General features: G+C 42.8%; 10 protein-coding genes. All 10 read right to left on the reverse strand.

The window, feature by feature from the left end:
• Positions 1–5 precede the first annotated feature (5 nt).
• Positions 6–4,127 carry a beta-N-acetylglucosaminidase domain-containing protein gene (locus tag AC3WJJ_RS08530; protein WP_492539741.1) on the reverse strand — a complete coding sequence of 1,374 codons (4,122 nt, stop codon included), beginning with the start codon at positions 4,125–4,127 and terminating at the stop codon, positions 6–8.
• Between the two features lie 47 nt (positions 4,128–4,174).
• Positions 4,175–5,041 carry a carbohydrate ABC transporter permease gene (locus AC3WJJ_RS08535; RefSeq protein WP_422657054.1) on the reverse strand — a complete coding sequence of 289 codons (867 nt, stop codon included), beginning with the start codon at positions 5,039–5,041 and terminating at the stop codon, positions 4,175–4,177.
• Between the two features lie 13 nt (positions 5,042–5,054).
• Positions 5,055–5,951, reverse strand: a complete 897-nt coding sequence (locus AC3WJJ_RS08540) for a carbohydrate ABC transporter permease (RefSeq protein ID WP_492539743.1) — start codon at positions 5,949–5,951, stop codon at positions 5,055–5,057.
• An 87-nt stretch (positions 5,952–6,038) separates the two neighbouring features.
• Positions 6,039–7,412: an extracellular solute-binding protein gene (locus AC3WJJ_RS08545; protein ID WP_492539745.1), complete on the reverse strand. Its 1,374-nt coding sequence runs from the start codon at positions 7,410–7,412 to the stop codon at positions 6,039–6,041.
• Between the two features lie 287 nt (positions 7,413–7,699).
• Positions 7,700–9,886, reverse strand: coding sequence for an S-layer homology domain-containing protein (locus AC3WJJ_RS08550; RefSeq protein ID WP_492539747.1), 2,187 nt, complete (start codon positions 9,884–9,886; stop codon positions 7,700–7,702).
• A 267-nt stretch (positions 9,887–10,153) separates the two neighbouring features.
• Complete coding sequence (locus tag AC3WJJ_RS08555) at positions 10,154–11,890, reverse strand: DUF4091 domain-containing protein (protein ID WP_492539749.1); 1,737 nt, start codon at positions 11,888–11,890, stop codon at positions 10,154–10,156.
• Between the two features lie 249 nt (positions 11,891–12,139).
• On the reverse strand, positions 12,140–14,455 hold the full coding sequence (locus AC3WJJ_RS08560; RefSeq protein ID WP_492539750.1) for a dockerin type I domain-containing protein: 2,316 nt from the start codon (positions 14,453–14,455) through the stop codon (positions 12,140–12,142).
• 93 nt (positions 14,456–14,548) lie between these two features.
• Positions 14,549–18,640 carry a beta-N-acetylglucosaminidase domain-containing protein gene (locus tag AC3WJJ_RS08565; protein WP_492539752.1) on the reverse strand — a complete coding sequence of 1,364 codons (4,092 nt, stop codon included), beginning with the start codon at positions 18,638–18,640 and terminating at the stop codon, positions 14,549–14,551.
• Positions 18,641–18,723: 83 nt separating this feature from the next.
• Positions 18,724–22,647: a glycosyl hydrolase family 95 catalytic domain-containing protein gene (locus AC3WJJ_RS08570; RefSeq protein WP_492539754.1), complete on the reverse strand. Its 3,924-nt coding sequence runs from the start codon at positions 22,645–22,647 to the stop codon at positions 18,724–18,726.
• Positions 22,648–22,751: 104 nt separating this feature from the next.
• Positions 22,752–26,552: an alpha-L-fucosidase gene (locus tag AC3WJJ_RS08575; protein WP_492539756.1), complete on the reverse strand. Its 3,801-nt coding sequence runs from the start codon at positions 26,550–26,552 to the stop codon at positions 22,752–22,754.
• Positions 26,553–26,615: the final 63 nt, after the last annotated feature.

The following is a 26,615-nucleotide window of genomic DNA, read 5'->3' on the forward strand; positions in this document are numbered from 1 at the left end:
TAACCTCACTCCGTAATCTTACGAGCTACCAGAGCCAAGTCTTCTACATTAATAACGCCATCTTTGTTCACATCTGCACGCTTCGCTTGAGCCCAATCTGGACTGTTGGTATCTTTGCCATAATTAGCAGCAATAATCGCCAAGTCACCGATCGAAACCTTGCCGTCTTTGTTTACATCGCCAGAAATACCTGGTTCAGGTTCTTCTGCGGTAATCGTGATTTTGTGATTAGAAGTTGCTGTGGTGCTTTCCTTACCTTCAGCATCTGCAACAATAACCTTTTCAATCTGGATGGTGCTTTCCATCGTATCTGTTACTGTCTTTGCACGGAAATCCAAAGATAACAGCTGCTGATCACCGGTTACAGCATGATCTGCACCTTCACTGACTACTAAAAATCTCAGTTTTCCTGGGATGCTATTCGCAGTCTCAAGAAGCTGTATTCCATTTTGCAAAGAGGCCGCTGTTTTGAATTCCAACTGCTCATGATCATAGTTAACCATGATATCCATAGCATACACGGAATCTTTTACACTCTTCACGCCAAACTCCAGCTGGAAATCAGTTCCACCAGCCACAGTTTCGACACCAGAGAGTACTGAAGTCATCTCGCCTGGAGGATCTACCTCACCATTTCCGTCCTTTTTAACAGTAATAATTTCGTGAATTTTAGGTTTTACTGACCCCTCCCATTGAACCTTCACTTCAAATACATTGCCATACTTAGAAGTGTTAAATGAATTATAGGATCGAGATAAGTTCCCAACGTTATGCCATCCGTTTGCATCTCGAACAGACACCACTGCATTTGAAACATCTGAAGGGTTCTGTAAAATAATCACTTCTTTAACCTTTGTATCCTTCGACAACTTGTAATTTAACGTACCAGAGTTACCAGCGCCCGGCATATAGAAGGTTGACAATCTTTGGTCAACGGACAAAGACGCCTCATTTCCAATGCTTCCTGCAGGCTCCGCCTGAATCGCTGGTTTGGATGTTCCTGGTCTTTCAATTCCTTCATTAATCAAAATCTCATTCAGTGCAAGCCATGCATTATGATTGACAGTTGAAATCAATCTTACATACCTAGCTTGTTTGCCCCCATCAACTTGAACCCGCTTGTAACGATACGGCACTTCATGCTCTGGGAAATTTAAGCTTCGATCGCCTGGATTAGCAAAAGTATGAATTGTCTCCCATGTCTGTCCGTCCAAAGAAAGCTGAAGATCTCCTTGACGGAAATAATCTCCTTCTCCGTCATTGATTACAACAGCAACATTCTGGACATTCACCACACCGCCCATGTCCACCTGAACATACTTGCCTTTTGATTGTTCCGCACCAAACCAGACCTTGTTCTCCAGGGAAGCGTTATATACATTATTGATTGAACCTTGATATATGCTTCCATAGTTATGAGAAATGACTGGAGCTGAGAACTTATTTAATTTGATCAATAACTGTGTGAGATCCAAGGTGATATCTGTATTCCCTTTGTTAACAACTCGGAAATAAGCAGCACTCGTAAACGGACCATTCCCCGCATTTACTTGTTCCCATTCAACACCATTTTTGGATGACTCAAGCACGGATTCACTGTTTGAAGATTCTAACACCACTTGAGTGATCTCTTCGATCGCTTTTAAGTTAATCCCAACGTACTGAGATGGCTTCAATGTAATTCCCGTTAGATTCGTGAGCTGAGCAGAATTGTCCGTAACCGTAACGGTTGTATCCTTTAGCTCCGGCACATCCGTATATACAGACACCTTGTTTTTATCTGCATTCACAGAGAACTCTCGCACCGCTGTCCATAAATCAGGCTTACCACCCGGTACACCCGCATGAGTCAAACGATATCGGACCATACGCGCATCTACATTAAGACCTGCAGCCGAGATTTTAAATCCAGAACGCTCTTCTCCGATCGCAGTCCATTCTTGACCGTCCACGGAATACTCAAGAATCCCTTTTTGGAAAATATCATGATCTGCATCATTTCTACCTTGTGTAATTAATACATTCTCCACTTTAATGGTCTTGCCAAAATCAACACCATACCAATCCCCATTCTTCTGAAGGGTTTGAATATATACATTCGTTGATAAATCGCCATCTACCATCAGGTTGAGTCCTGTAGGTGATCCATAAGAGCTAATAGCTATCGGCTTAACATACTCTGGATCCATAGAAGTATAAATCTGAGCATCCAGTTTGTTAATCAGTTGCTCAGCGAAAGGAACAAGCCGCTTTGCACCTGCTTCTACGGTCACATCTGGGTAATTTAATTTCTTGATTTTAAACGATTTAGATACGTTTAAGGCACTTGTCGCTTTAGCCAGCTCTTCCCAGGCCTTATCCGTATTCCCTTCTTGAATAGCCATGGCAGAGAGTACTGCTGATTTATCGGCAAGCACAACATTTTGCAAGCTATTCAGCCACGGATTAATTTCCTCTAGCATCGCGTTGTTGTTACTCTTCCCTTTAAATGATTCGATTGCATTTAATATAAGATCAAATTCTTGAATCAAGGTATCCCCATTCGCTTTCACGGACTGACCACTGGAATACTTACTTAAAAACTGCTCAAGATCAGCCTTGATATTCTCAGATTCACCTACGACGAGCCCATGACCGCTAGGTGAAGGGTCACTCATATGGTAAGCAATTGTGTTCAGTTCTGAAGCCACTTCAGGTGCAACGTATTTGAAGGAATCAAGCCAGCTCTGATCTTGATTAAATTCGTCTACATTCCAGCTGTAATCTGCTACAGCAAACAAACCAATTTTGGATAGTTCTGCATGACCCATCGGATTAGATACAAGTCCAGAAATATTATGCGTACCCGGAATCAATATTTCTCCTTTACCGAGCATAAGTCTTGCATCTTTATAATCATTCACCGGCCAATTTAACCACATGTACGGATCTCTTCCGTGTGCATCTTTTGGCCATTGCATATCAGCAGCATTTACCGGTGCAACAACACTATTACCGGTCCACATAATATCAACATTCTCTGGTACATTTCTTAAAGCCTCAAGATAAGGTCTGCCACCCGCTCCAGTCCAGCTTTTGTTGTAATACGGAGGACAATAAATTAAAGGCTTAACATCTTTCTTGGATTTAACCCAGTTTGCAACATCCGTAATAAGTTTCACATGTTTGTCTTTATCAACTAAGGATTGCGAAGTACTGATGTCGTCCATGAACAATCCAAATTGGCGTACACCAACTCCGTATAATTGCTCAAGCTTTGCAAGTAAAGTTTGGAGTTCAGCATCGTAATTATTCCAGTTAATCATACTAAATCCAGGATGGATCGCCCATACGAACTGAGTCTTAGATTCATGACCTACATCCACCAACTCTTTAATCTTTGCAAGCTCAGCTGCAGGATAAGGTGTTCTCCATGCTGAGTTATGATACTTATCATCCTTCGGCGCAAAAATGTAAGAGTTCATCTTCAGTTCTCCACCGAAACGCATCAAACTTATTCGATCTTCATGAGACCATGGGAATCCATAAAACCCTTCAATGAATCCACGAGAACCTGTATCCGCAAAATCTTCGATTTTCAGATGACGAATCTGCTTATCTGGCATTTGATCAAAGATCATCTTCAATGAAGCCAGACCATAATAAGCAGCATCGGTATCTTTACCTAATACCGCAATGACACCTTTCTCCTGTTGCTCACTACTCACACTTAGAACATAAGTGTCTTGTTGTGTGAAGTTCGATTGTTCATACAGAATATTCTGTGTAAAGTAATTGTCTACATAGCCTTTAGAATTACGGGTACCTATAATGACATTCGTCTTTCCTGCTTCAACTGCTCCTGACTCTGATAGTTGTAATGACTTGGAGCCCAGTATTTTACGAAGAAACTGACGTGTTGACTGGTCAATCGAATCTTCAATAACAACGTTTACATTTGGCGTGATCGTAAATGATGTTTCTTGCTCCGTTTGTTTCTGTGGCAATGGGTAGATTTCATAGGATGCCGCTACTTTAGCATTTTTTTGTGGGAGGTCACTCGAAATATCCGCTGCACCTGCGAAACCAGAGAACAAACCGGCCACCATCATAAGCGAGATGAAGGCACTGAAAATCTTCTTTGGCATGTACTTAACACCTCCGATAAATTAAATAGAAACAAGTTTAACAGCCTCTATCCCTTTAACGCACCCGCAGTTAACCCACCAGTAATTTGACGTTGGTACAACACGTACATCACGATGACAGGTATCATAGAAATCGAAAGACCTGCAAATAGTGGTCCCCACTCGGTTCTGTACTGCATTTCTCCTTGCATAATTGCGATCCCTACTGGAATGGTGTATTTCATGGGATCGTTGATTAGGACCGTAGCCATAATGTACTCATTCCACACGGTTAGAGCATTCATGATACCAACAGTGATTAAACCAGGCTTTGATAACGGCAGCATGATCTTGAAGAAAACGCCGTATAGTGTAGAGCCATCAATGGTTGCGGCTTCTTCAAGCTCACGAGGAAGGGTTTTGAAGAATCCCACCAGAAAGAAAATACCAAATGGGAGAATCCCTATCGTTCCGACAGAATAAACAAGGGTAAGCCCGAATAAGGAGTTGGACAAATTCATATCTCCGAGAAGAAAGAACAACGGTATTAGTCCAAGCGTTGTTGGAATCATCATCGAAGCAACGTATACAAAATAGAATAGTCCTCTCGCCTTAAATGTAAATCGAGCTAGTATGTATGCTGTCGTTGCAGCCATGATGAGCGATAACAGTGTACTGGATACAGTTACTATAATGGAGTTAAAAAAATAATCGCCAAAATTCGCTCTACTCCATACGTTTGCATAATTCTCAAACCGAAAAACGGAAGGAAAATCCCACGGTTTTCCGAGCATGACCTGCTGGTTATCCTTTAAAGAAGTCAGGAATGTCCAAAGAACTGGATATAGGACAACCAAACTCCACAAGATGAGGAAAAATCGAACTGCAATTTTGGATAGGATCAGCAGTGGTTTTGTGGTCGAATGATCGTTCAACAAATATACCTCCTTACATTTCAATGGACTCCCGGTGAAGAATACGTTGCAAAATTAAAGTTGTAATTAAAGATAGAAGCAATATCAATACGCCGATGGTTGCTCCGTAGCTTAAATGGAACTGCTTAAAGCCCATTTGATACAAGTAATAACCAAGAACTTGTGTTTGATTATCTGGGCCACCATCCGTCATCAACTTCACGATGATAAAGGAACCATTTAGTGTTGTGATTACGATATGTATGATCGAGGTTTTGAATTGCTCCCAGATTAGAGGTAGTGTAATACGAGTGAATTGCTTCCATTGTCCCGCACCATCGATACTAGCAGCTTCGTAAAGTGAAGACGGAATACCTAGGATCGAAGCGATGATGAGCAGCATATAAAATCCGATACCGGCCCAAACGCTTGGAGGGAGAAGTGACCACATGGCAAGACTCGAATCACCAAGCCAGTTCGTTTCTACAGGTTCTCCTGTAAATAACGAGATGAAGGCATTCAGGAATCCAAGACGAGGATTATAAATGAAACTCCACAACACACCGATAACAGCTACGGATATGATGTTCGGAAAGAAGAACACTACCCTGTAGAATCCGTATTCTTTCAATTTTAGACGTGTCAAGGATACGGCGAAGAAAGTCGCAAGTAGCATAATTAAGATGACCTTCCAAAAAATCAAGAAATAATCATTCGAGATGGCCTTAGGTATAATCTCATCGGAGAATAATTGTCTATAATTATCAATACCGATAAAATTCATCGACTCAGAACCGCCTGACCAATCAAAGAAACTTAAGTACAAGCCTCGAAACAGCGGATAGATCGTAAATAGACAAAAGACAGCAAACGTAGGCAACAAGAAACTTGCAATAAACAAATTACGTTTCAACCATTTATTGTTCTTCATGGGCGTAAGCATCCTCCCCTTTGATTTGAAAGAACAATCAGAGGAACACGTATGTCCTCTGATTGTTTGGAAAGAAGAGTATTGAACCTACTTACGGACTTTGGCTGCTGCCTTCTCCATACGGTCCATCCATTCTTCTGGTGTAATGGAACCTTGCAGCAATGCGATGGTTGCATCGTTCTCTGCCTGCTCAAGATCCGCGCTCAATTTAAATACTGGAGCAACAATGGTGTCGCTGCCGTTAAAATATTTCATTGCTGTTTTTACAACATCACTTGCGCCTGAAGATTCCAGATCTGCTTTAACGTTCATCAAAGCGCCTGTCAGCTCAGCCCAGCGTACTGCAGTTTGTTTCGTAAAGATAAACTCGATAAATGCTTTTGCTGCATCTGGGTTTTTAGCTTTTTTCGCAATAGCGATGTTACTAGTGTAAGGAATAGCAACAAATTTACCGCCTGGTTTTTGCATAACGGAAGGAATAAATCCGAATTTAAAGCCTTCTGGTACATCTTTTTTCATTTCATTCTCAAGCCACAAGCCGTTAGGAATCATTGCATCTTTATGCTGCAAGAACAGCATTTGGGAATCCGTATGATTCATACCGAACGAAGCGTTATCGAAATAACCTTTTTCTCTCATATCAACGACCTTTTTCAAGGTGTTCGCTACAGCATCATTTTTGAAAGATCCTTCTTTAGCCGCTTCTTGATCTTTTAAGATTTGTGGATTATCCCCATTCTCAGATACAAAACCTGTATTCAGGAGTCCACCTACAATGTAGTACGGGTATTTACCTGTATGGATGTAAGGGTATACACCATCAGCTTTAATCTTCTCACTAGTAGCTAGGAAGCTATCCCAATCTTTAGGAACTTCCCATCCTTTTTCAGTAAAGAGTGATTCATCGTAAAATGTTCCCCAAGATCCAAATACGAGTGGAATTGTGTAATTCTTACCCTCATAGTCTTGTGGAGGAGCGATCAGATTGCTTGTCAGCGGTTCGCCGTCCACATTCTTCGCATCTTTCACCCAATCTGTAATATCCATCAACTGATCGTCAAGCACCATTTGTGTTTCGTTAGATCCAGCTCCATCGATGTATACAACATCAGGTGGATTACCTTGAATCCAGCGTGGTTTCATTTGCTCATTGATCTGAGAACCTGCAGATTCTTTAATGTTGACATCTGGATACTTCTTCTTAAATTCACCGATGACTTCCTTCCACCACCCATCGCCATAACCACCGACAAAGTACTGGATTTCAAGATCACCTGCTACTTTTGGATCTTCTGCCTTCGTATCGTCTGTTTTTGGTGTTTCAGTCTGTGAAGTTTGTGTCTTCTCAGGTGTTGTCGGTGTCTCAGCCGTTTTTGCTCCTCCGCATCCAGCCAGAGATAATACGATGGACATCATTACTAGACTTAAAGCCGCTTTCTTTTTACCTTTTTTGCTTTTCATTAGCTATCCCCCTCTAATAATCTTGCTTGATTTCTTTATGCATTTTGAATTCACTATTCTGACTGATGGAATTTTAAGACATTTTCATTATATAGCTTGTGAAAACGCAACCAAATGATCTCTTTTGATGTAAAGTTGATACTTTTTGTACTATTAAAATTCTTATATACAAATTCGCGAAATATTAAAAACCACCAAATGCACCTTGATAGGTGAAATTGGTGGTATAGAAAAAGGCGAGGAAAGCCAATCGCTCCCTCGCCCTGCAATATTATTTCCTTCTTTAATTAGTTTGCTGTATTACGATTTAGAATAGCCGCTGTTTGAGCTCTTGTGATGTTCGTGTCCGGTTTGAAGGTACCATCCGGATAACCTTTCACAATTCCTTGCTTAACAGCCCAAGCCGTAGCTGCAGCATAATACTTCGTACTGGATACATCTGAGAAGCCTGTATCTTTTGAAGTATCAGGCGAACCCGCCATACGGTATAGAACACTAACCATCATACCACGGGTCATATGATCATCAGGTCGGAATGTACCATCCTTGAATCCAACTACAAGTCCCTGCTCAGCAGCCCAAGTTACAGCCTTAGCATAATACTTATCACTAGACACATCAGGGAAGGCAGTGTCTCCTGTAACTTTAGGTGAACCGGCCATTCGATACAAGATCGTCGCCATCATTCCACGAGTCAGGTTCTTATTAGGACCAAAGCTAGTACTTGATAGCCCCTTCATCCAACCTTTACTAACGACTTTCGTGATATCGTTGGTATACCATGCATCTGCCACAACATCAGTAAAGGTAGAGCTAGCTTTAAAATCAGAAACACCAGAGAAAGCATTGACTTTATCGGTCATGTTAAATACAGTGGACGCTTTCTTAGAAGAGTTCTCATCATCTGTTCCTGGCATCTCACCATTAGGTGGAAATTCTGGTCTTTGACCATCATCAGGGAATTCTGGCCTTTCTCCATCAGGTAATTCACCACCAGGGAGTCCAGGTCTTTCCCCATCAGGTAGTTCGGGTCTTTCGCCATCAGGGAACTCAGGTCTTTCACCTCCTGGACCTCCCATGCCTACAACCGTACCTGTATACTGCTGCATAGTCGCCTCATCAGAGAAGCTCGTGACTGTAGAAACATCATAAAGACCATCTACTTCTTCACCATTCACATCGCCGCCCACATAAATGTTGTACGACTGATCTACCTTAAACTCTGGGCTACTGATTACAGCACCCCGGTAGCCACGGTAGTTGTCACCTGAGGACTCGTCTTTTTCAGGATCATATGCAAATACGACCTTGCCTGTTAAGTCAGTAACAATGATCGCTTCATCCGCATTTTGAGAAGAAGCAAACTGAAGATTCATTGTTACTTGTTCAGATTCACTTTCAGCCCAATCCATTGTGGAACCAGTCGCTACTACATAACCACCGTTAATAAAGCTACCACTGTCAGAATCTAGACCAGAGTCAGACACAGGTTTAGCTAAAGAGATAACAACGCCACCGTTAATGACTAAGTATCCATTTGAATCAATTCCGTCACCCTCAGACCCCAAGCCTGCTACCACATGCAGATTTCCGCCATTAATCGTAGTAACCGAAACCCCGTCTTCATTCGTGTTAATTCCATCATCCTGTGACTGAATATTGATTTTACCTCCATTGATGGTAAGGTGCATTTCTGTATCCATACCTTCCTTGTCAGCCACTAAGTTTAATACACCAGTACCCAGCTTCTCCCCATTTACATTCATTGACTGAACGGAGTAGAATGCACCGTCATATTTATATTTCTTCTTTTTCTGATCATTATCTTTGTAAATGCGAGCTACATGAGAACCGCTAATATTGTTGACAGAGCAATCAGCCAGTATTACATTCGCACCCGCATCCTTTGTATCCTGAGTAGCAGAAGGGGTATATTTGTCTGTCTCACCGTTATCATAAGCAGTCCAAGCCTGGTCAGACTCATATACATTATAGAAGATGACAGCTGGAGCAATCGTGCAATTGATATCTACATTATCGAGAATCAAAGTTACAACAGCCGTAGGGTCTGTCCGGCGATCTTTGCCGAGGTCTACCGAAATTTGACCGTACGACAATTTACCGGAAATTCGGTAAGTCCCCTCTTTAGTAATCTTTACAGCAGTATGAAGTGCTGCTTCCTCTTCGGAATGCTTATCATCATCCGTTCCCTCCCCGTAGGGATTTCCACTCTCATACGAATCCTGATCATGATAATAAATAATCTCTCCACCGACATTAACAGCAGCTTCCGGATCCTTGGATGCAGCCTTACCATCTACAGTGACCCCAGCGTCGCTGAGGACGATATTTACCACATCTTTTTCATCTACAGTTTTTTCTGCAGCATTTGCTGGGTTTACCCAAAGAACCGCAAGCAATGCCACGGATAGTGTTAGCGACAACATACTTCGCCAGCGAAAACAATTTCCCATAGCCATTTCTCCTTTTCTTTCTCCAGTCATAAAAATCGACTAGATAATATGTATACTTTGACGGGAGTAACGATCCGCCATAAGTAATGTAAACTAACTTAACAGAGTTACATTAAATCGTTCTGAATTAAAACTGAATAAAAACTTAACGTTTTGAAATTGATTTACCACAGTAAAGTAAACTTCATTTTTAGAGAACAAAAAAACAGTGTTAGCCGATGCCATAAGCAACTTCCAACACTGTTCTCCATTCAATTACTCTAACATTTATTCTTGCTGAACCTTCATTTCGGCAATCAATTGTCTCGAGGTCTTATCCAAAACAGCCTTCAAACGATCAATTTCTTGTGCGATATCGATTCTGCCAGGATCTTTCACCCCGTTATATGGATCACGTTCGAGATCTCCGATCGCTGGCATATTCCAAATAGCTGCATCAAGGTCTTTTCCTAGCGCTTGATCTTTTCCTGCGATATAGCTTACCTTAACTGCATCACGTATTCCTTCCTTCATGCGTTCGAATCGAACAGAACTGATGAGACCAGGATACACCATCGCTGAATCACCAGACTCCCAAGTTTTAAAGTCCGTCGTTTCAAATGGATTTTCTACAAACGAATCAAAAGCCCACCGAAGATAGCCATCCACTTGGTGCCGAAGTGCATACCACGAAATCCATACCGATTCGGCTGGCACCGAGCGTGTGAAACTGTTCGGGTAATGGCCCACACAATTATAGATCGTTGTCATAAGTCCAAGCGATCTTCGATGCTCCGCTATACTCGCTAACTGTTTGCTGTCGTGCTCGATGTAGATCGAACCAATCGATATATTGTAAATGCGATCCAGTCTAGCATCGTTCAGATTATTATAGTCCATAGCAGCCGATATTTTCAGTCTTCCACCGGATACCTCGTCAATTAAATCTGCTGCCTTGATCATATCATCTAAGGCACGTTCATCGTTCGCCATCGTCGTAATATCCAGCCATCCTTTTTCCTCAAGATGAGGCACGAATGCTTCAAGGAAAGCCCGCCACATCTCATCCCATTTAGGATCATGCACCGGCACGATTTCGATAATATCACGAGCCTCTGCCTCATCATAATATTTGATCTTACTCGCCCATGACACCATACTGTAAGCATCAATCTGTTTATTGATGCCTAAATCCAACATAAACTGAACCCACTGATCAAAGATATCAAAATCAAATTCAAATTGACCGTTCTTTTTCTTCGTCCATTTCACCATCGTGTCATACGGATCATAGGTTTGTGAATTCCAAGGATCATACGTTACGGTCGTCGTGATCACTTTCTGACCGGCTGCTGCCAGCATCTCATAATGCGGTTTCATGGCATCAAAATGTGCCTTCGTCCATAACTGATCTTCCGGAATGTCATTCACCCTAGCAACTGCATAGGGATTCTGCCACAGATCCAGTGCAAAAGACCAGTCCTTTACTTCTGGCAGCGTTAGATCAAGTACTTCTAGTTCAAGATTGAAGATAACGCTTTCACTTGAAGCCGAAGATGCAATTAGTTGACCTTTATACACTCCGGCTGCAGCGTCTTTTGGAACATCGATGGATACCCAAATCGGCTGTACATTAAAGGCGTCCATATTTACAGATTCCGCAGAACCTAGTATATCTGGAATATCTTCCTGCGGATTACCCAGTGACGGATTTCCTCTAGCAGCCTTCGTCTTACTTATAAAATGAACGTTAATTTGGGAAGATTCTATACGATTGCTGCTGTCTGCAACCAAATCACCCATGGATAAAGTAACTTGTTCCAAATCTTTATTCGTAGTCCATAACACCAGTTGAGAACTTGCACGATCTCCCTTCCAGGCACTACCTTTCCATGTTGTTTCTTTCAAATGAATGGTTTCGTTGTAATCCACTCTCTTATAGTCATCAAATAAATTCTTGACGACATAATGCATGTCTGTCGTCCCAACAGCACCATTTAAAGTTCTGTTCTCTTGACTGTTCAATGATATCATCCTCTCTGATGTCAATTCCGAGCCCACAGGTAAGTTGCTTCATCCGATTCATTCACTTTTATGCTGTGACTCATTACATGAACCTTCTCTCTCAGCGGATTGATTCCCTGCCTCATTTTCGATATATTTTCTACTATCTTATATTTATAGCTGATATGAAATCGCTAGACAGCAAAAAAGGCAGCCCAAGATCAGATCTTGAGCTGCCTTTTTAAATAAATCGTTATTACTTACCAACCGTTACTCTGTTATTTTTTTCGCTACAGCGGCAAGGTCTGCAATATCAATCTTACCGTCGCCGTTGACATCGGCACGCTTAGCCTGTTGCCAGTCTGGACTGCTCGTATTTTTACCATAATGAGCAGCTACAATGCCGAGATCCCCGATGCTCACTTTACCATCACCGTTCACATCAACTGTCTGTTCAGAGCCTCTTCCCGACACCTCAATGAGTTTCGACGAAACCGCTCCCTCCACTTCGTCCCCGTTCTCATCTCCGAGTGTTGCATTCTCCACGGAGATTTGACCTGAGGCGGAATCCTTAACGGAAGCTGCTGTAAAGCTCAGTTCAACTAGTTGTGCATCACCGGTGATGGCATGCCCCTCACCTGCACTTGCCATGATCAATCGAACTACGCCAGGAGTCTTTTCCTGTACTTCAATCAGCTGTATGCCATCAATAAGTGATCTCCCAGAAAGAAAATCCATAATCGCAGTATCATACTTCACCATAATATCTTGCGCATAACTGTGTCCGATTGTATTGCTTATACCAAGTTCAATCTCAAATTTATCCCCTTCAGCCACTTTATCTGGTCCTGTCAGATATGTCGTTACTCCCTTCGTTTCCTCAGGAGGTACAATGGGTTTTGCGGATATTTCGATTTTATCAAAATCGGGTGCATAAGCATTTTTACCCGGGTTGCTTAATTTGATTGTGTTAACGCCTTTGTTCAATTCGATGTTCACATTTCGTGCCCGTACACTACTCCAACCACCTGAAGAAGGAAAAGAAAGTTTCGAGCTCAGGTTTCCATTTACCGTGAGATCTGCATCCCTGTTTGCATCCCCGCTGACATAGTAAATGTTTAATCGGTATATTCCACTCTCAGGCACAGTAATGTTGCTAAACTGCAAGGCATTTTCTGGCCCATCACCAACATTGCCTACAACTCGACCTCCTGATGCTTCAGTAACGGAACGGAAATTCGCCTTACCGCTGAGTGTGCCGCCTTCCGCTTCATATACAACTGGCGGTGAAGGTTCCGCCGGATTTGGATTATAAACACCAGAAATTTTCAGCATGACGCTACCATGTGCAGGAACCATATCTGAATAATTTGAAAGTCGTGTACCCATATTTTTCTTTTTCCATAGATCTCGCACAGTAAACTTATCCTTCAGCCCAATCATATCAGAAGTGACCGTCATCTTGGCTGGAGCATTGGAGCGGTTAAGTAGTACTACAGCTCTTTCGCCGCTATTCTTACTTCCTAGTGGTTTTGAATAAACCTGCAGGTCTGGTATGGATTCATCAACTAGCTCCCCCTGAATACCAGCAGGGTCCTGATTAACAGCAATGACCTCAGCATTTTTAATAATATCGGCAAACTTGCTGCTGTACGATGTAGGATCATCAAGCGTTGTCACATCCAGACCTAGCATAAGAGGGGATGAAAGTACTGACCACATACTGAAATTAGATACAGACTCTTCGTAATTCAAGCTTTGTTGACCTGGGTATTTATCGGCTATAACCCCTACTTCAAGACTGTCTGGATCGTTAAAATGCCCGGGTCCAGCTACATCAGCATGCGGAGTTACCTTATCGATCTCATAAAGAACACCTTTCCAGTAATCTCCTTGGTTATCGATATCGTATCCCACTCTCCATGTATGGCCGATTGCCGGTGCCCATTTCCAAGGCTGCTGTTTCCCCCACTCACAAATATTAAATAAAATATCGCGTTTAGGATTTGCATTCTTTAGTGCATTACCGAACTGTTCATAATGGGTTTTAAAATCAAGCCCCATGGAATCCGCGCCACAGGCGTCCACCTTGATATAATCATAACCCCATTCCGCAAACAGATTCACATCCTGCTGATAGTATCCATAGCTTCCCATATTACCGCCACATCCAATTCTGCCAAGATCGGTATAAATTCCAATTTTCAAACCTTTGCTGTGGACGTAATCGGCAAGCGCCTTCATTCCATGTGGGAATTTTGTTTTGTCTGCGTAAATGTTTCCGTTAGCGTCCCTACCACCCTGCCAGCCATCATCAATATTAATGTACTCGTATCCAAGGTCCTTAAGTCCTGTTCTAACCATACTGTCAGCCACATCTCGGATAAGCTCGTCACTAACATTGAACCGCACCGCATTCCAAGTGCTATATCCCATCGGTGGTGTTAAACCAATCGTATCATTGGGTTTGTGAGAAGCATTCGCTGTCTGGGGCTCAGATTCAAAGAAACAAAACGTTGTGAAGAGCAAAGCTGTACAAATTAAACTCAAGTAACCACGCTTAATCCAGCCTACAGATTTTCCCATGTGAAACCCTCCTTATTCTATCTTCATGTAATGAAGTCCTTGCCAAAAAGAGTTGCTATATCATTGCTGAATATGGCATGAGCCTGACTTAATCTATTGCATAATTTTTGCTGCGATAGCTGCAAGATCCATAATATCGATTCTACCGTCATCGTTTATATCCGCGCGTTTTGCAGTTTGCCAATCAAGACTATTCTGATCCTTGCCATAGTGCGCTGCTGCAATCGCTAAGTCACCAATGGTAACTTTACCGTCTCCATTCAAGTCTCCCGAATGAACCGGCGGATGTTCGTCTCCATTGATCTTGACCTGAATACTTGAAGTGGCAGCTTCCGTTTCAGTTCCCTCGTCGTCCCCCATCACCGCCTTTGTTACGGTTATATTTGTGGTCGCTGTCTCTGTCACTGCCTTCGCGATAAAGTCTAGATTCAGGAGCATCTTATCTTGTTTGATCGCATAATCCGGTCCTTCACTTACAACGATTAACCGTACTTGACCAGGAGAGCTCTGGATTGTATCAATTACATTAATGCCTTCTACAGTAGAGCTAACCGATTTCAGTTCCATTAAGGAATGATCATAAGTTATGCTCACATCTTGTGCGTAAATTGAATCAACTACATTTTTCACCCCATATTGAATGCTAAATGGTTCACCACCATTAACGGTGATGGGTCCTTTTAGTTCCGTCGATAATTTCGGGTCTTCCGGCGGAGTCGTACCTTCACCTGGAACCAATATGATTTCGTGAATCATTGGTATTATCCCACTAGCCCATTCTAGCTTCACCTCCAATACATGTTCGAAAGACGACGTATTAATCATGTTATAAGTCTGGTTTAATACACCAGCTTCGTGCCAGCCTTCAAGGTCTCGCACTTGAACTTTAGCATTCGATATGGAGGATGGGCTTTGAAGAATACGAATCTGATCAAGCCGCGTATGACGTGACATTTTATAGTTCAAATAGCCTGAAGTTGAATTCCCCTCGGTTGTATAAAAAGTTGCAATTTTTCCATCAATGGCTGCCTGAGCTTCATTCCCAGCTTTGCCTTGTGGGACAGCTTGGATCGCTGGGTTATCCATTCCCGGCTTCTCAATCCCTTCATTGACAAGAATTTCATTCAGTGCAAGCCAGCCTGCGTTATCTACAGTTGTATATAAACGGATATATCGTGCAGGCTTATTGTCCACTTCAACTCTTAAATAACGGTATGGAGCCACGTGCTGAGGGAAGTTTTTACTGATATCTTTGGGATTGTTAAAGGTATGGATCGTTTCCCATTTAACACCGTCGAGAGATATTTGTAGCTCTCCCTGGCGGAAGTAGTCCCCCTCTCCGTCGTTAATTACAACTCCTGCATTTTGTACAGGAATAACACCACCCATATCCACCTGTACGAATCGTCCAGGTGTTTGTCGTCCGTTAAACCAGACCTTGCCGTCAATCTTACCGTCAAAAATTGCGGCTAGATTGCCTTGATAAACCCCTTCATAATTATGGCTAACTACAGGCTCAGTAAATTTTTGATAACTGATCTGCAACTTTGTTAGATCGAATTGTATGTCCTTTTCTCCCAAATTTATAAGTCTGATATAAGCAGCATTGGGATAAGTACCGCTTCCTGGAGATATCATATTCCATTCAATCCCGTTCTCGGAAAGCTGCAATACAACTTCATTGCTGGAACCTTCTAGCCTCACGTCCGATATCTTCTGCAAGCTAGGAAGTTGAAGACCCAGATATTCATGCTGCTTTAATGTAATTCCTGAAATTTCTGATAGATGTGAAGAAAAATCCGTTTCTGTCACAGAAGAATTTTTTAAAGATTCCACGTTAGTAAACACGGCTGCTCTATCCTTTGTCTTATTTACGGTAAACTCCCGAACCGCAGTCCATAAGTCTGGCTTCCCTCCAGGAATGCCTGCATGGGTAAGTCGATAGCGAATAAACCGGGCTTCCAAATCAAGTTGTGTCTCAGCAATATTGGTGCCCGATTTCTCCTCTCCGATCAATGTCCAGTTCTCTCCATCCAAAGAGTATTCTAGCTGTCCTCTTTGAAAGATATCATGGTCTGTATCTGTTCTACCTTGAATGATATGGATGTCATTTACCTTAATGGTTTTACCAAAGTCAATACCATACCAATCGCCATTTTGCTGTTTCGTCTGTATGTATACAAAGGTGTTTAAGTCACCGTCCACCATTTTGCTGATATTCGGAAGAACTCCATAAGAACTAAGCGGAAGTGTCGAGTGATTGTTAGGGTCTAAAGTGTTAGAAATTTGAGCATCAAGTGTCTGAATTAATTCATTAGCAAAAGGAACAAGGCGTTTGGCCCCTGCTTCAACCGTCTGAGGTTTATCGTTAATTACAGCTCTTGTAAACTTCTTCGATTCCGCCATAGAATTCGTTGCCTTCACTAACGCTTCCACTGCAGCATTCATATCACCTTGCTTAAATGCCACAGCAGCTTGAACAGCATATTTGTCAGCTTCAACGACATAGTTCAAGCTGTTAATCCAAGGCTTGATTTCATCCAGCAAACTTTCATTTTTAATCTTAGAGTTGAACCCTTGAATGGATTTCAGAATGTGATCGAATTCAAGAACTAACTCTTCTCCAATCTCCTGCAATGAGGTTCCCTTTTTGTAGGCGTCTAAGAATGTTCCCAGCTGCTCCTTAACATTCTCAGATTCATCAAATACGACGCCCCGTCCGTTAGGTGATGGGTCGCTCATATGATAGGCAATGGTCTTATACTCTTCAGCTGCTTCCGGTTCGATAAATTGGAAGGAATTCTGCCAGCTGTCTGCCGCATCAAAATCATCAACGTTCCAAGTAAAATCAGCAACACCGAACAAAGCTACCTTAGAGAGTTCAGCCTGCTCTAGAGGGTTAGATACAATCCCAGAAAAATTGTGTGTACCTCTATCAAGCATAGGAACTTCCCCGAGGAGAAGACGATTTTTCATGTAACCGTTCACCGGATAATTGAACCAAATATATGGATCTCTCCCAATCTCATTCTTAACCCACTGATTATCCGTCGTGTTTACACCACCGATAACATCTTTACCGGTCCACATGATCTCGACATTGTCTGGGACATTTCTTAAAGCTTGTAGATAAGGCTTACCACTTGTTCCAGTCCATGCTTGATTATAGAAAGGCGGACAGTAAACTAGAGATTTCACATCTCCCTTGGAGGCTACCCAATTCGCAACATCGGTGACCAGCTTGACATGTCTATCTTTATCTGTAAGTGACTGTGCTGTACTAATGTCATCCAGAAATAAACCAAATTGCCTTACGCCAGCACCGTATAACTGTTCCAACTTGGCTAACAGAGTCTGAAGCTCAGCCTCATAATTGTTCCAATTAATCATGCTAAAGCCTGGATGGATAGCCCACACAAACTGCGTTTTTGTTTCATGACCCACATCGACCAGTTCCTTGACCTTGGCTAACTCATCTGGTGGATATAGCGTCCGCCAAGCAGAATTATGGTATTTATCATCTTTCGGTGCAAATATATAGGAATTCATCTTGAGCTTTCCGCCAAAGCGCATAAGACTAATTCGATCTTCATGTGACCATGGAAAACCGTAAAATCCTTCGATAAATCCTCGCCATTTTGAATCTGAAAAATCTTCAACTTTCAAGGAACGTAGTTCTTGCCCCGCGGTTTGTTCAAAAATCATGTTAAGTGTGGCTAGTCCGTAATACACCGCATCTGAATCGTCCCCAAGTATTGCAATGATTCCTTTCGGTTCTAATCCTTTGTCTGCTACTAACACATACGGATCTTCCTTACCACTGAAAATGGAAGCATCATATTCGACTTTCTCGGAGAAATAGGTATCAACCTGTTCACCAGAACCTTTAATACCGAGTAGAATATTTGTTTTACCTGTAGCAATGGCCCCTGATTCTGAATAGGTAATTGCTTTGGAGTCAAGGATCATCGCCAGAAAATCCTGTGTTGCGGCATCCACTCGGCCGTCTAGGACCAGATTCACCTCATCCGTAATTGTAAAACGGGTATCCGTATAAGTTACTTTTTGTGGCAATGGATATAGCGTGTATTCTCCGGTAGCAGAAATACGATCCGCACTTGCTGGATATGAGAATAAATTTAAACATATAAAAATCGACAATAGGCAGCTCACCGTTCTTTTCACAATCAACTTCCTCTCTATTCCATTGAGATATTAAGAAGGAGCGGGCCCTTAAAGGGCCCTTTAAGAACAAATAAACTTGTGATTTAGTTCAATATTCGCCGAGCAATAACAGCCAGATCCATAATATCGACCTTACCGTCATTGTTAATATCTGCACGCTGTGCGGTTTGCCAATCCGGACTATTCTTGTCTTTACCATAATGGGAAGCCGCAATCGCTAAATCGCCAATGCTCACCTTGCCATCATCATTCAAGTCTTCGGAACGAACCGGCGGTTGTTCATCTTCCTTAATCTCAATCTGGATACTTGAGGTACCCACTTCTTTCTCCTGTCCATTCTGATCACCAAACAAAGCACTGGTTACTTTTATGTTGGCACCTTCTGACTTGGTAACGAGCTTCGCTTTGAAATTCAGTTCGAGAAGTTTTGCATCACCTTTTATGGCATGATCAGCGCCTGTACTTGCCGTAATCAGACGAAGTGCTCCATTTGGATCATTCTTTGACTCCAATACCTGAACACCATTCGACACAGATTCACCCGAGATGAACTCAAGAAGATTTTCGTCGTATTTCAATCGAATGTCTTGTGCATAAGCTGCGTCTGTGACATGGGTAATACCCAGGTCTACAGTAAAGCTCTGCCCTTGATTAACCGACTTAGGACCGGATAAAGTCATAGCAGCAGATTCTTCAGGTTCATCATCGACAACAGGTACATATTCAAAAGCATCGATCATCGCGATTGTATTCGAAGAGGCATTATTCTTTGTACCCTTCACCACGATCTTGATCGTATGTTCCTCTTTTGATAGATCTGCTTTTTGGAATAAAACCTGCTGTTTCAATGTTGCTGGACCATATCCATCCACACCTTCTGCCACAAGCTCTCCATCAAGATACACATCGAAATAACCGTGGTTCGGCTGAAGTGCACTGATGAATTTAATGGAGGTCCCAGTAAACGTGAAGGATGCAGAAGCACCTTTCTCATTACTAAAGCTTTCCGTGCCCTGGTAGTTGCTAGGATTACTGTAAGGACTCCACACTCCGGTGTATACAATGGACGAATCTTTATCATCGACTTTGATCGGAAGAACCGGCGGTTTTCGACTAGACACAATTTTATACTGCTGTCCCTTCACTGTTGGGAATTCAATCACATTCCCATTCGCTGTATAGTTGACAGGTTCCCCGCTTCCAACATGTACAACCTTCGTTTTATTGAGCTCTGCAAATCCAGAATATTTCACTGTAGCTTTATTTCCTTGCTTCGAAGTAATCATTGCTTCTCTAAGAATCGTACCTTCCCAGCTCATATCCACTTCAAATCCACCTCTTGCAACAAGCCCTGTAACATTTCCAGTAGGCCATGAGTCTGGTAAAGCTGCTAATAAATCAATACTTCCTGCATGGCTTTGCAGAAGCATCTCCGCAATTCCGGAAGTGGCTCCAAAGTTACCGTCGATTTGGAAAGGAGGATGTGTGTCGAACAAATTTTCAAGTGTACTGCCCTTGAGTTGCTCCCCTAACAGTTTGTGTGCACGATTACCGTCTAGCAGACGTGCCCATAAATTGATCTTGTTCGCTTTACTCCAGCCCGTTCCCCCATCTCCACGCGAATTCAATGTAACTCTTGCTGCTGCAAACAACTCCGGATTATCTACTTCATTGATAAGCGTTCCTGGATATAATCCGATCAAATGCGAGATATGCCGATGTTGATCGGTAGGGCTATCAATGTCGTTCTTCCACTCCTGAACCTGTCCCCATCGCCCAACTTTCGGCATCCAGAGCTTGCTACGTTTCTCCATGACCTCACTACGAAGCGCTTCATCCACACCTAAAATCTCGCTTGCCTTTATGAACTGTGTAAATAACTCCCAGATTAATTCCTGATCATATGACACACCGATGGAAACATCCCCTTGCTCTGGAGAATACGAAGGAGATGAGACAAGACTTCCATCAGAGTCTTCGATCAGGTACTTCACCCAAAATTGTGTAGTTTCTTTAATAATGTCATACACCTGACCCCTTAATAGATCTTTGTCTCCGCTGAATGCATAGTGATCCCACACTTGTTGAACCATGAAGGCATTCGCCGCTGGAGACCAGCCCCAGTAGAAGTCAGATCCAGGTGCCGTATAACCAAACGGGTTATTTACCGTATGAATAGCCCAGCCTTCCCCTTCGATACCATGATGTCTTTGCGCCGTCTCTCTACCCGGTTCACGCAGTGAATCAATGTAATCAATGTAAGGAATGTCCGTTTCTGCTAGATTCACGACTTCGGAAGGCCAATAATTCATCTGCACATTGATATTGGTATGGTAGTCACTATTCCAAGGTGGATTGTTCACTTGATTCCACACCCCTTGCAGATTGGCAGGAAGTGAGCCTTCCCGTGAGGATGCGATAAGTAGATAACGTCCATATTGGAAGAATAATGCCTCAAGGCTTCTTTTCTCTGACTCGCTAGCATTTGTTTTGTAACCGTTCAAAAGCTCATTCGTTGGAATATTCGCTACCGATCCACCTAGATCAAAAGAAACTCGATCAAACAACTCTTTATAATCTGTCACATGGGAGACACGCAGCTGATCAAACGACTTTATTGCTGCCGCTCCAAGATTGGCTTCAACAACTTCTTTTGGCGTCTTATCACTCTTGTAAGTTGGGTAGTCGTTCGCATAATCTGTTGCAGCGGTCATCAGGATCGTGACATTAGTCGCCCCGTTCACAGTTAATTTCCCATTATTCGCTGACACACTTCCTCCTTCATGCTGCACTTGAAGCTGAGCCTCATACGCCATCTTATTGCTTGGGACTTTACCACTTAAAATCAGCTTCTTCCCTTCTGCCTTCACACTATTGGACGGCTGAGCACCGGTAAGACGAATATCAAAGGTCATCGGCTGATTCTCTTCCGTGGTCAGTCTCATAACCATGACCTTATCGGGATAGCTTATAAAATACTCCCGTTTGTATTTCACATTGTTGGATGTATAAGACACTCTTGCCATTGCCTCATTAAGATCCAGTTCACGCCGATAATCCGAGAAAGTCTGACTGCCATTGTTATCAGAAGTAGATGTCATCTCCATTTCGGATAATTGAATTTTACTTCCACCTTTGCTTACCAGATCAAATTTATAAAACTTAAATGCTGTACTATTGGCAAATGTATAAGATTTCTTCAACTTCCGACTCGCAAACTCTTCATTACTTCTTGTGTCCAAAACGGTCCACTGCTGCCGATCATTCGAACCTTTTAGCGTCCAGTTCTTCGGATCTCGGTCCGGGACATCATTTCCTGAAGTGAATGAATATCCAGTAATGATCTTGGATTCTTCATAAGCCCATTGCACCCAGAAGGGAGGTGTTCCATCGCCTGAATACCATTTCGTATCCGCTGAGCCATCTGTTAGATTCGAAATCGGTTCACCGTATTGCGGATTATCTGAGCTTGCCGTTACGGTATAAGCTGATTGACGATTAAAATCCAGAAATACATCTCCAAATGCCTGATAAGCCCCAAAGGAACTATCTCCAGCACCCATGACACCTGTTATTTTCCCTACAAGCGCCTTAGCTTCATTGACCTTTCCTTCCTTTAAAAGTTGTCTTATCGTTTCAACATGGGCCTGCGCACCATCTTTAATCCCGTTTTGATAATTTGGATCTGCACCAGGTCCACCGCTCCATAGCGTCTTTTCATTAAATTGAATACGCTCTTGTAAGACGCCTCCGAAAACCATGCCGCCCATGTGTCCATTTCCAATCGGTAGAGCCTGTGTCTCCCAATTCGTTGCGGGCTGTCGATACCATAGGGACAAATCCTGATCCCCCACTGTTCTATCTACAGCCGGCTGTACATCCGCATGCAATGTTGAACCTATAATGCCGTTAATCGGTAATAAACTGCTAAGTATCTGAGAACAAACGATCCAGATCGACAGCACCGCAGCTGTTCGTCTGAACAACCTTTTGTTGCCTATTTGCATTATGCGTACCCCTCTCATATTAATCGTTTAAAAATAGCAGCCCCAAGATCAGCAAGTTTTTGTCACAGTGCTTTGTCCTGAGGCTGCCATATGTTCTGGTATTCCTATTCGATAATCTTTCTAGCTAGTGCCGCAAGATCAGCGATATCGATTTTCCCGTCGTTGTTCAGATCTGCATGCTTAATCTTAGTCCAATCTGTACTTGTGGAATCTTTACCGTAATGTGCGGCCATGATACCCAGATCACCGATACTTACCTTTCCATCTCCGTTCAGATCGCCAGAGTATCCAGGTGTATCCGTAGTAATATCAAACGTGATTGACGAAGCTAGTGCCTTCGTTTCTGTTCCATTTTCATCACCAAGAATCATCTCAGAAATGGAGATTTTCCCCGAAGAACCTCCAGCACTTTTCTTAGTCCGTAATTCGAGATTCAAGATATCAGTATCTACTTTTACAGCATGATCTGCTCCTTCACTCGCTGCAATAATTCGAACTTGGCCCGGAACTTTTGTGACGGTTTCTACGACCTGAACTCCTTCTACTAACGAATTAGCCGATATAAACTCCATGGTCTGTTCATCAAACTGAACCGTCATATCTATTGCAAATACTTGTTCCGAAACATTGTTCAACCCAACTTTAACAGTGAACGGTTCGCCTTCATTTACCTTATCCGGCCCCGTTATGGTTGACGTTAAGATCTGCTCACCATTGACGGACGATTTGAATTTATCAAGTGCAGCTTGTAACTGATCCTTAGCCGTGATCACTTGTTCTTGCGTGGAAGTCAGATCACTCGAAACTCGCTCGGCAGCCTGAATCGCATGATTCAATATTTGCTTGGAACCTACCGGATACTGTCCCGTTTTATTTCCTTCCACAGCTTGATCATGGAAACTCTTTGAGTCCTGAATTAGTGCATCTAGCTCCGTTGTATCCGCGATTTGAGCAACCGTTGGATATAGTCCAACTTCTGCCAAATGAACAGGACCTCTTGATTTCAGAATGCGGATTCTGAACTCTGTGCCCGTTACAGCATTTTGAAGCAAAAGAACGCGTTTATAACCGACAACTCCTCCAGTTGCTATCTGTTCCCACTCCCCAGAAGCTTTACGGACATCTACCGCAAATGATTCCACTTGTTGCCCCTGCGTAATATCTTCCTGAATAAGCACCTTATCAACCTCAACTGCTTGATTAAGCTTAAAGGTAAGGGTGCTCGGCTGAACGGATGAAGATTGCCATGATGTCTTATTGTTTCTGTCAATTACTTTGTTCGGATCAGATCCTGCTGCACCGTTCTCTGCACTAACAACAGCACGAGTAGCATGATTCACGGCAAAATCACGTTTCATTCGCAGACTCCATTCCTTTAGGCGCGCAACATCTGCATCCGGAAGTTTTCCACGTTTATCTGGCGGGATATTCAGTAACAGAACTGAATTTCGAGCAATGGACTGATAATAAATGTTCCTAAGCTCTGCAACAGATTTCGGCTGCTGATTGGCATGATAGAACCAACCTGGACGTATACTTACATCTACCTCAGCCGGGAACCAAGTTAAATACTCCATCCCTTTTGCAGCAGCATCTGCTAATGCACTCCGACTTCCTAGATCCGATGAGCTATAAGAAGGGTGATAGACCTGTTTTCCTTCTTCATCCATTTTCGCTCCCAGAACACTCCATTCGTTCTCTCTTGCACGGCCGGATTCGTTACCTACCCAGCGAACATCATTTCCAGATACAGCAATTACGGCATTGGGAGCAAGTGAACGAATAAGGGAGTAATAGCTCTCCCAGTCATATTTCTCCGATCGATTGCCTGGAATGTTGCCTTGCGAGCCATCAAACCAGACTTCATCAATCTCTCCATACTCCGTTAACACCTCATATAACTGATTAAGCATTCTTGAGCCGTAATCCGTTGCAGGTAGATTAAACCTCGGAAGTTCGCTGTTATTAGCACGATCATCTCCTTCAACCAAAGTAGGAATATTCCGTAAGCTAGGCTTGCTTCCATTGCCAAATATACCTTCGGTATAAGCTCGATGATCTGCTGGAGACAGGTACACGCCGACTTTGATACCGTATTTACGCATGGATGTTACAAATTCACGAAGAACATCACCTTCTCCGTTCTGCCACGTACTCCCTTTCACACTAAAATCCGTGTACCTTGAAGGATACAGAAGGAACCCATCATGATGTTTGACGGTTAGTATCGCCATCTTGAATCCGCTATCCTTCAATGTTTTGGCCCACTGATCTGTATCTAGATCTGTAGGTTGGAATCTGTTCGGGTCTTCGTTAAAATCCCCCCATTCAACGTCATAGTAAGTATTGATTCCGTAATGTAAGAAGGCAGTTTGTTCATATTCCTGCCATGTGACCTGGCGAGGTTCCGGTCGTACTAAAGATGCTTTTGCAGCAAGTGCTGCTGGACATTCATTCTGATTGATAGGAATTCGGTAGCCAGGATTAAGATCCGTAGGTATCAGACATGGACCCCCTAGAAGCCCAAGCAGTTCAGGCTTGAAGTTTCCTTCCAAAGTGCCGAAAGCAACTCCGTACACTTCACCCTTCAAACTTGCCTTGTCAGTTGATACTCCTGATACACCACCAAAGACGATGGAATCTTTAGTAACAGCTGGAATTTCAGATAATGTTAACGTCTCACCTAGCTGTTCTTGACCTTTCCACAGACTAACTGAGGCAGTTCCATCACTATTTCCTGTGTAGACAAGCGATAAATGAATATAATCACCTGTCAATTTCCCTTCAATATTAACGGTCGTTAAAGTCTCCGAATGACTTACAATCTCCAAAGACTCTTGTGAAGACCGACGAACCGTAATAGCTCCTCCAATGTCAAACACTACCGTTCCAGGTTGTATTGAAGAAGGAGCAGCCGATATTTCGGCAGCAAAATCAGCATCAAACCTCCCTTCATTATTAAAGTTATGACTAGGAGCGAACACAATCTTTGATTGTTCGCCGCTCATTTTTAGACGTCCAAGTCCTGTGATTTGACCTCCTTCCACATTTAGCGTTCCTCTGACTAACTCATCCTCTGATGGGATGTATTGTGTTTGATTCATTGTGCCTAGAGCTCTGACCCCCAAATGTTTAGTAATGCTTGAAAGGCTCATCGTCTTTAATAGAGAAGGACTAAATTCCCCCTGATAGCCCGTCACCACAGCGTGGGATATAGAACCTTTGAAACCACGATTAAGCGCTGCTGAATGAACCTCATTACCGAAACTGAATTTTCCTTTCTCACTGCCCCCACCACTTATAGCTGCACGGCCATTCTTAGATACCGCTGGCGTCAACTCTTTACCATTCAAAAATGCCCTTAATTCTGCTCCCGAAGGTGTAGGCTGATAAACGAGAGCAATAGCATGCTCTTTACCCGATTCAGGTGCTGAGGTCGTGCCCTTATACTCTGTCCAGCTACCGTTGTTGTTCACGGCAAAGCCATATTCCAGCGTAGTAGCGGATTGGTATCTCGCATACAAATTGCCCATTACCCCCATTAATGTACCTAAGGTATTTTGCGAGCTCTGGGGCTTAAAGACAGCTTCTACGATAAATGGTTCATCGATTGTGCTGGTCCCATACGGATTTACGGTGCGGAATTCTATCCCATTTGTACCACCACCCAATACAACACCTTCTCCAAATACAAGTTGCTCATTACCAGAACGACGATTTACCTCTCCGTCCATCGTTTCACCTGTAGAGGCTGTGTATCCTTTCTCCGTCGAGAACGAACCCCCAAAACCAATATTAAGCAAAGACTGGCTACTCCCTGCTGCTTCTGAAATCGAAGAGAATATGGGGAGTGTACTGAACACCATACATGTAGCCAATAAAATAGAGGATAATCTTTTCTTCAAAGTACATTTCCTCCTAACCGCTATCAAATTTGTTCATGATATTCATATCGAATCGAGACAATC

Source organism: Paenibacillus sp. FW507-14B1B (genome assembly GCF_058781425.1).

Bases quoted from the DNA above. Each gene is read 5' to 3' on its own strand.
- AC3WJJ_RS08530 (WP_492539741.1), bottom strand. From the start codon at position 4,127: ATGCCAAAGAAGATTTTCAGTGCCTTCATCTCGCTTATGATGGTGGCC.
- AC3WJJ_RS08540 (WP_492539743.1), bottom strand. From the start codon at position 5,951: ATGAAGAACAATAAATGGTTGAAACGTAATTTGTTTATTGCAAGTTTC.
- AC3WJJ_RS08545 (WP_492539745.1), bottom strand. From the start codon at position 7,412: ATGAAAAGCAAAAAAGGTAAAAAGAAAGCGGCTTTAAGTCTAGTAATG.
- AC3WJJ_RS08550 (WP_492539747.1), bottom strand. From the start codon at position 9,886: ATGGGAAATTGTTTTCGCTGGCGAAGTATGTTGTCGCTAACACTATCC.
- AC3WJJ_RS08560 (WP_492539750.1), bottom strand. From the start codon at position 14,455: ATGGGAAAATCTGTAGGCTGGATTAAGCGTGGTTACTTGAGTTTAATT.
- AC3WJJ_RS08570 (WP_492539754.1), bottom strand. From the start codon at position 22,647: ATGCAAATAGGCAACAAAAGGTTGTTCAGACGAACAGCTGCGGTGCTG.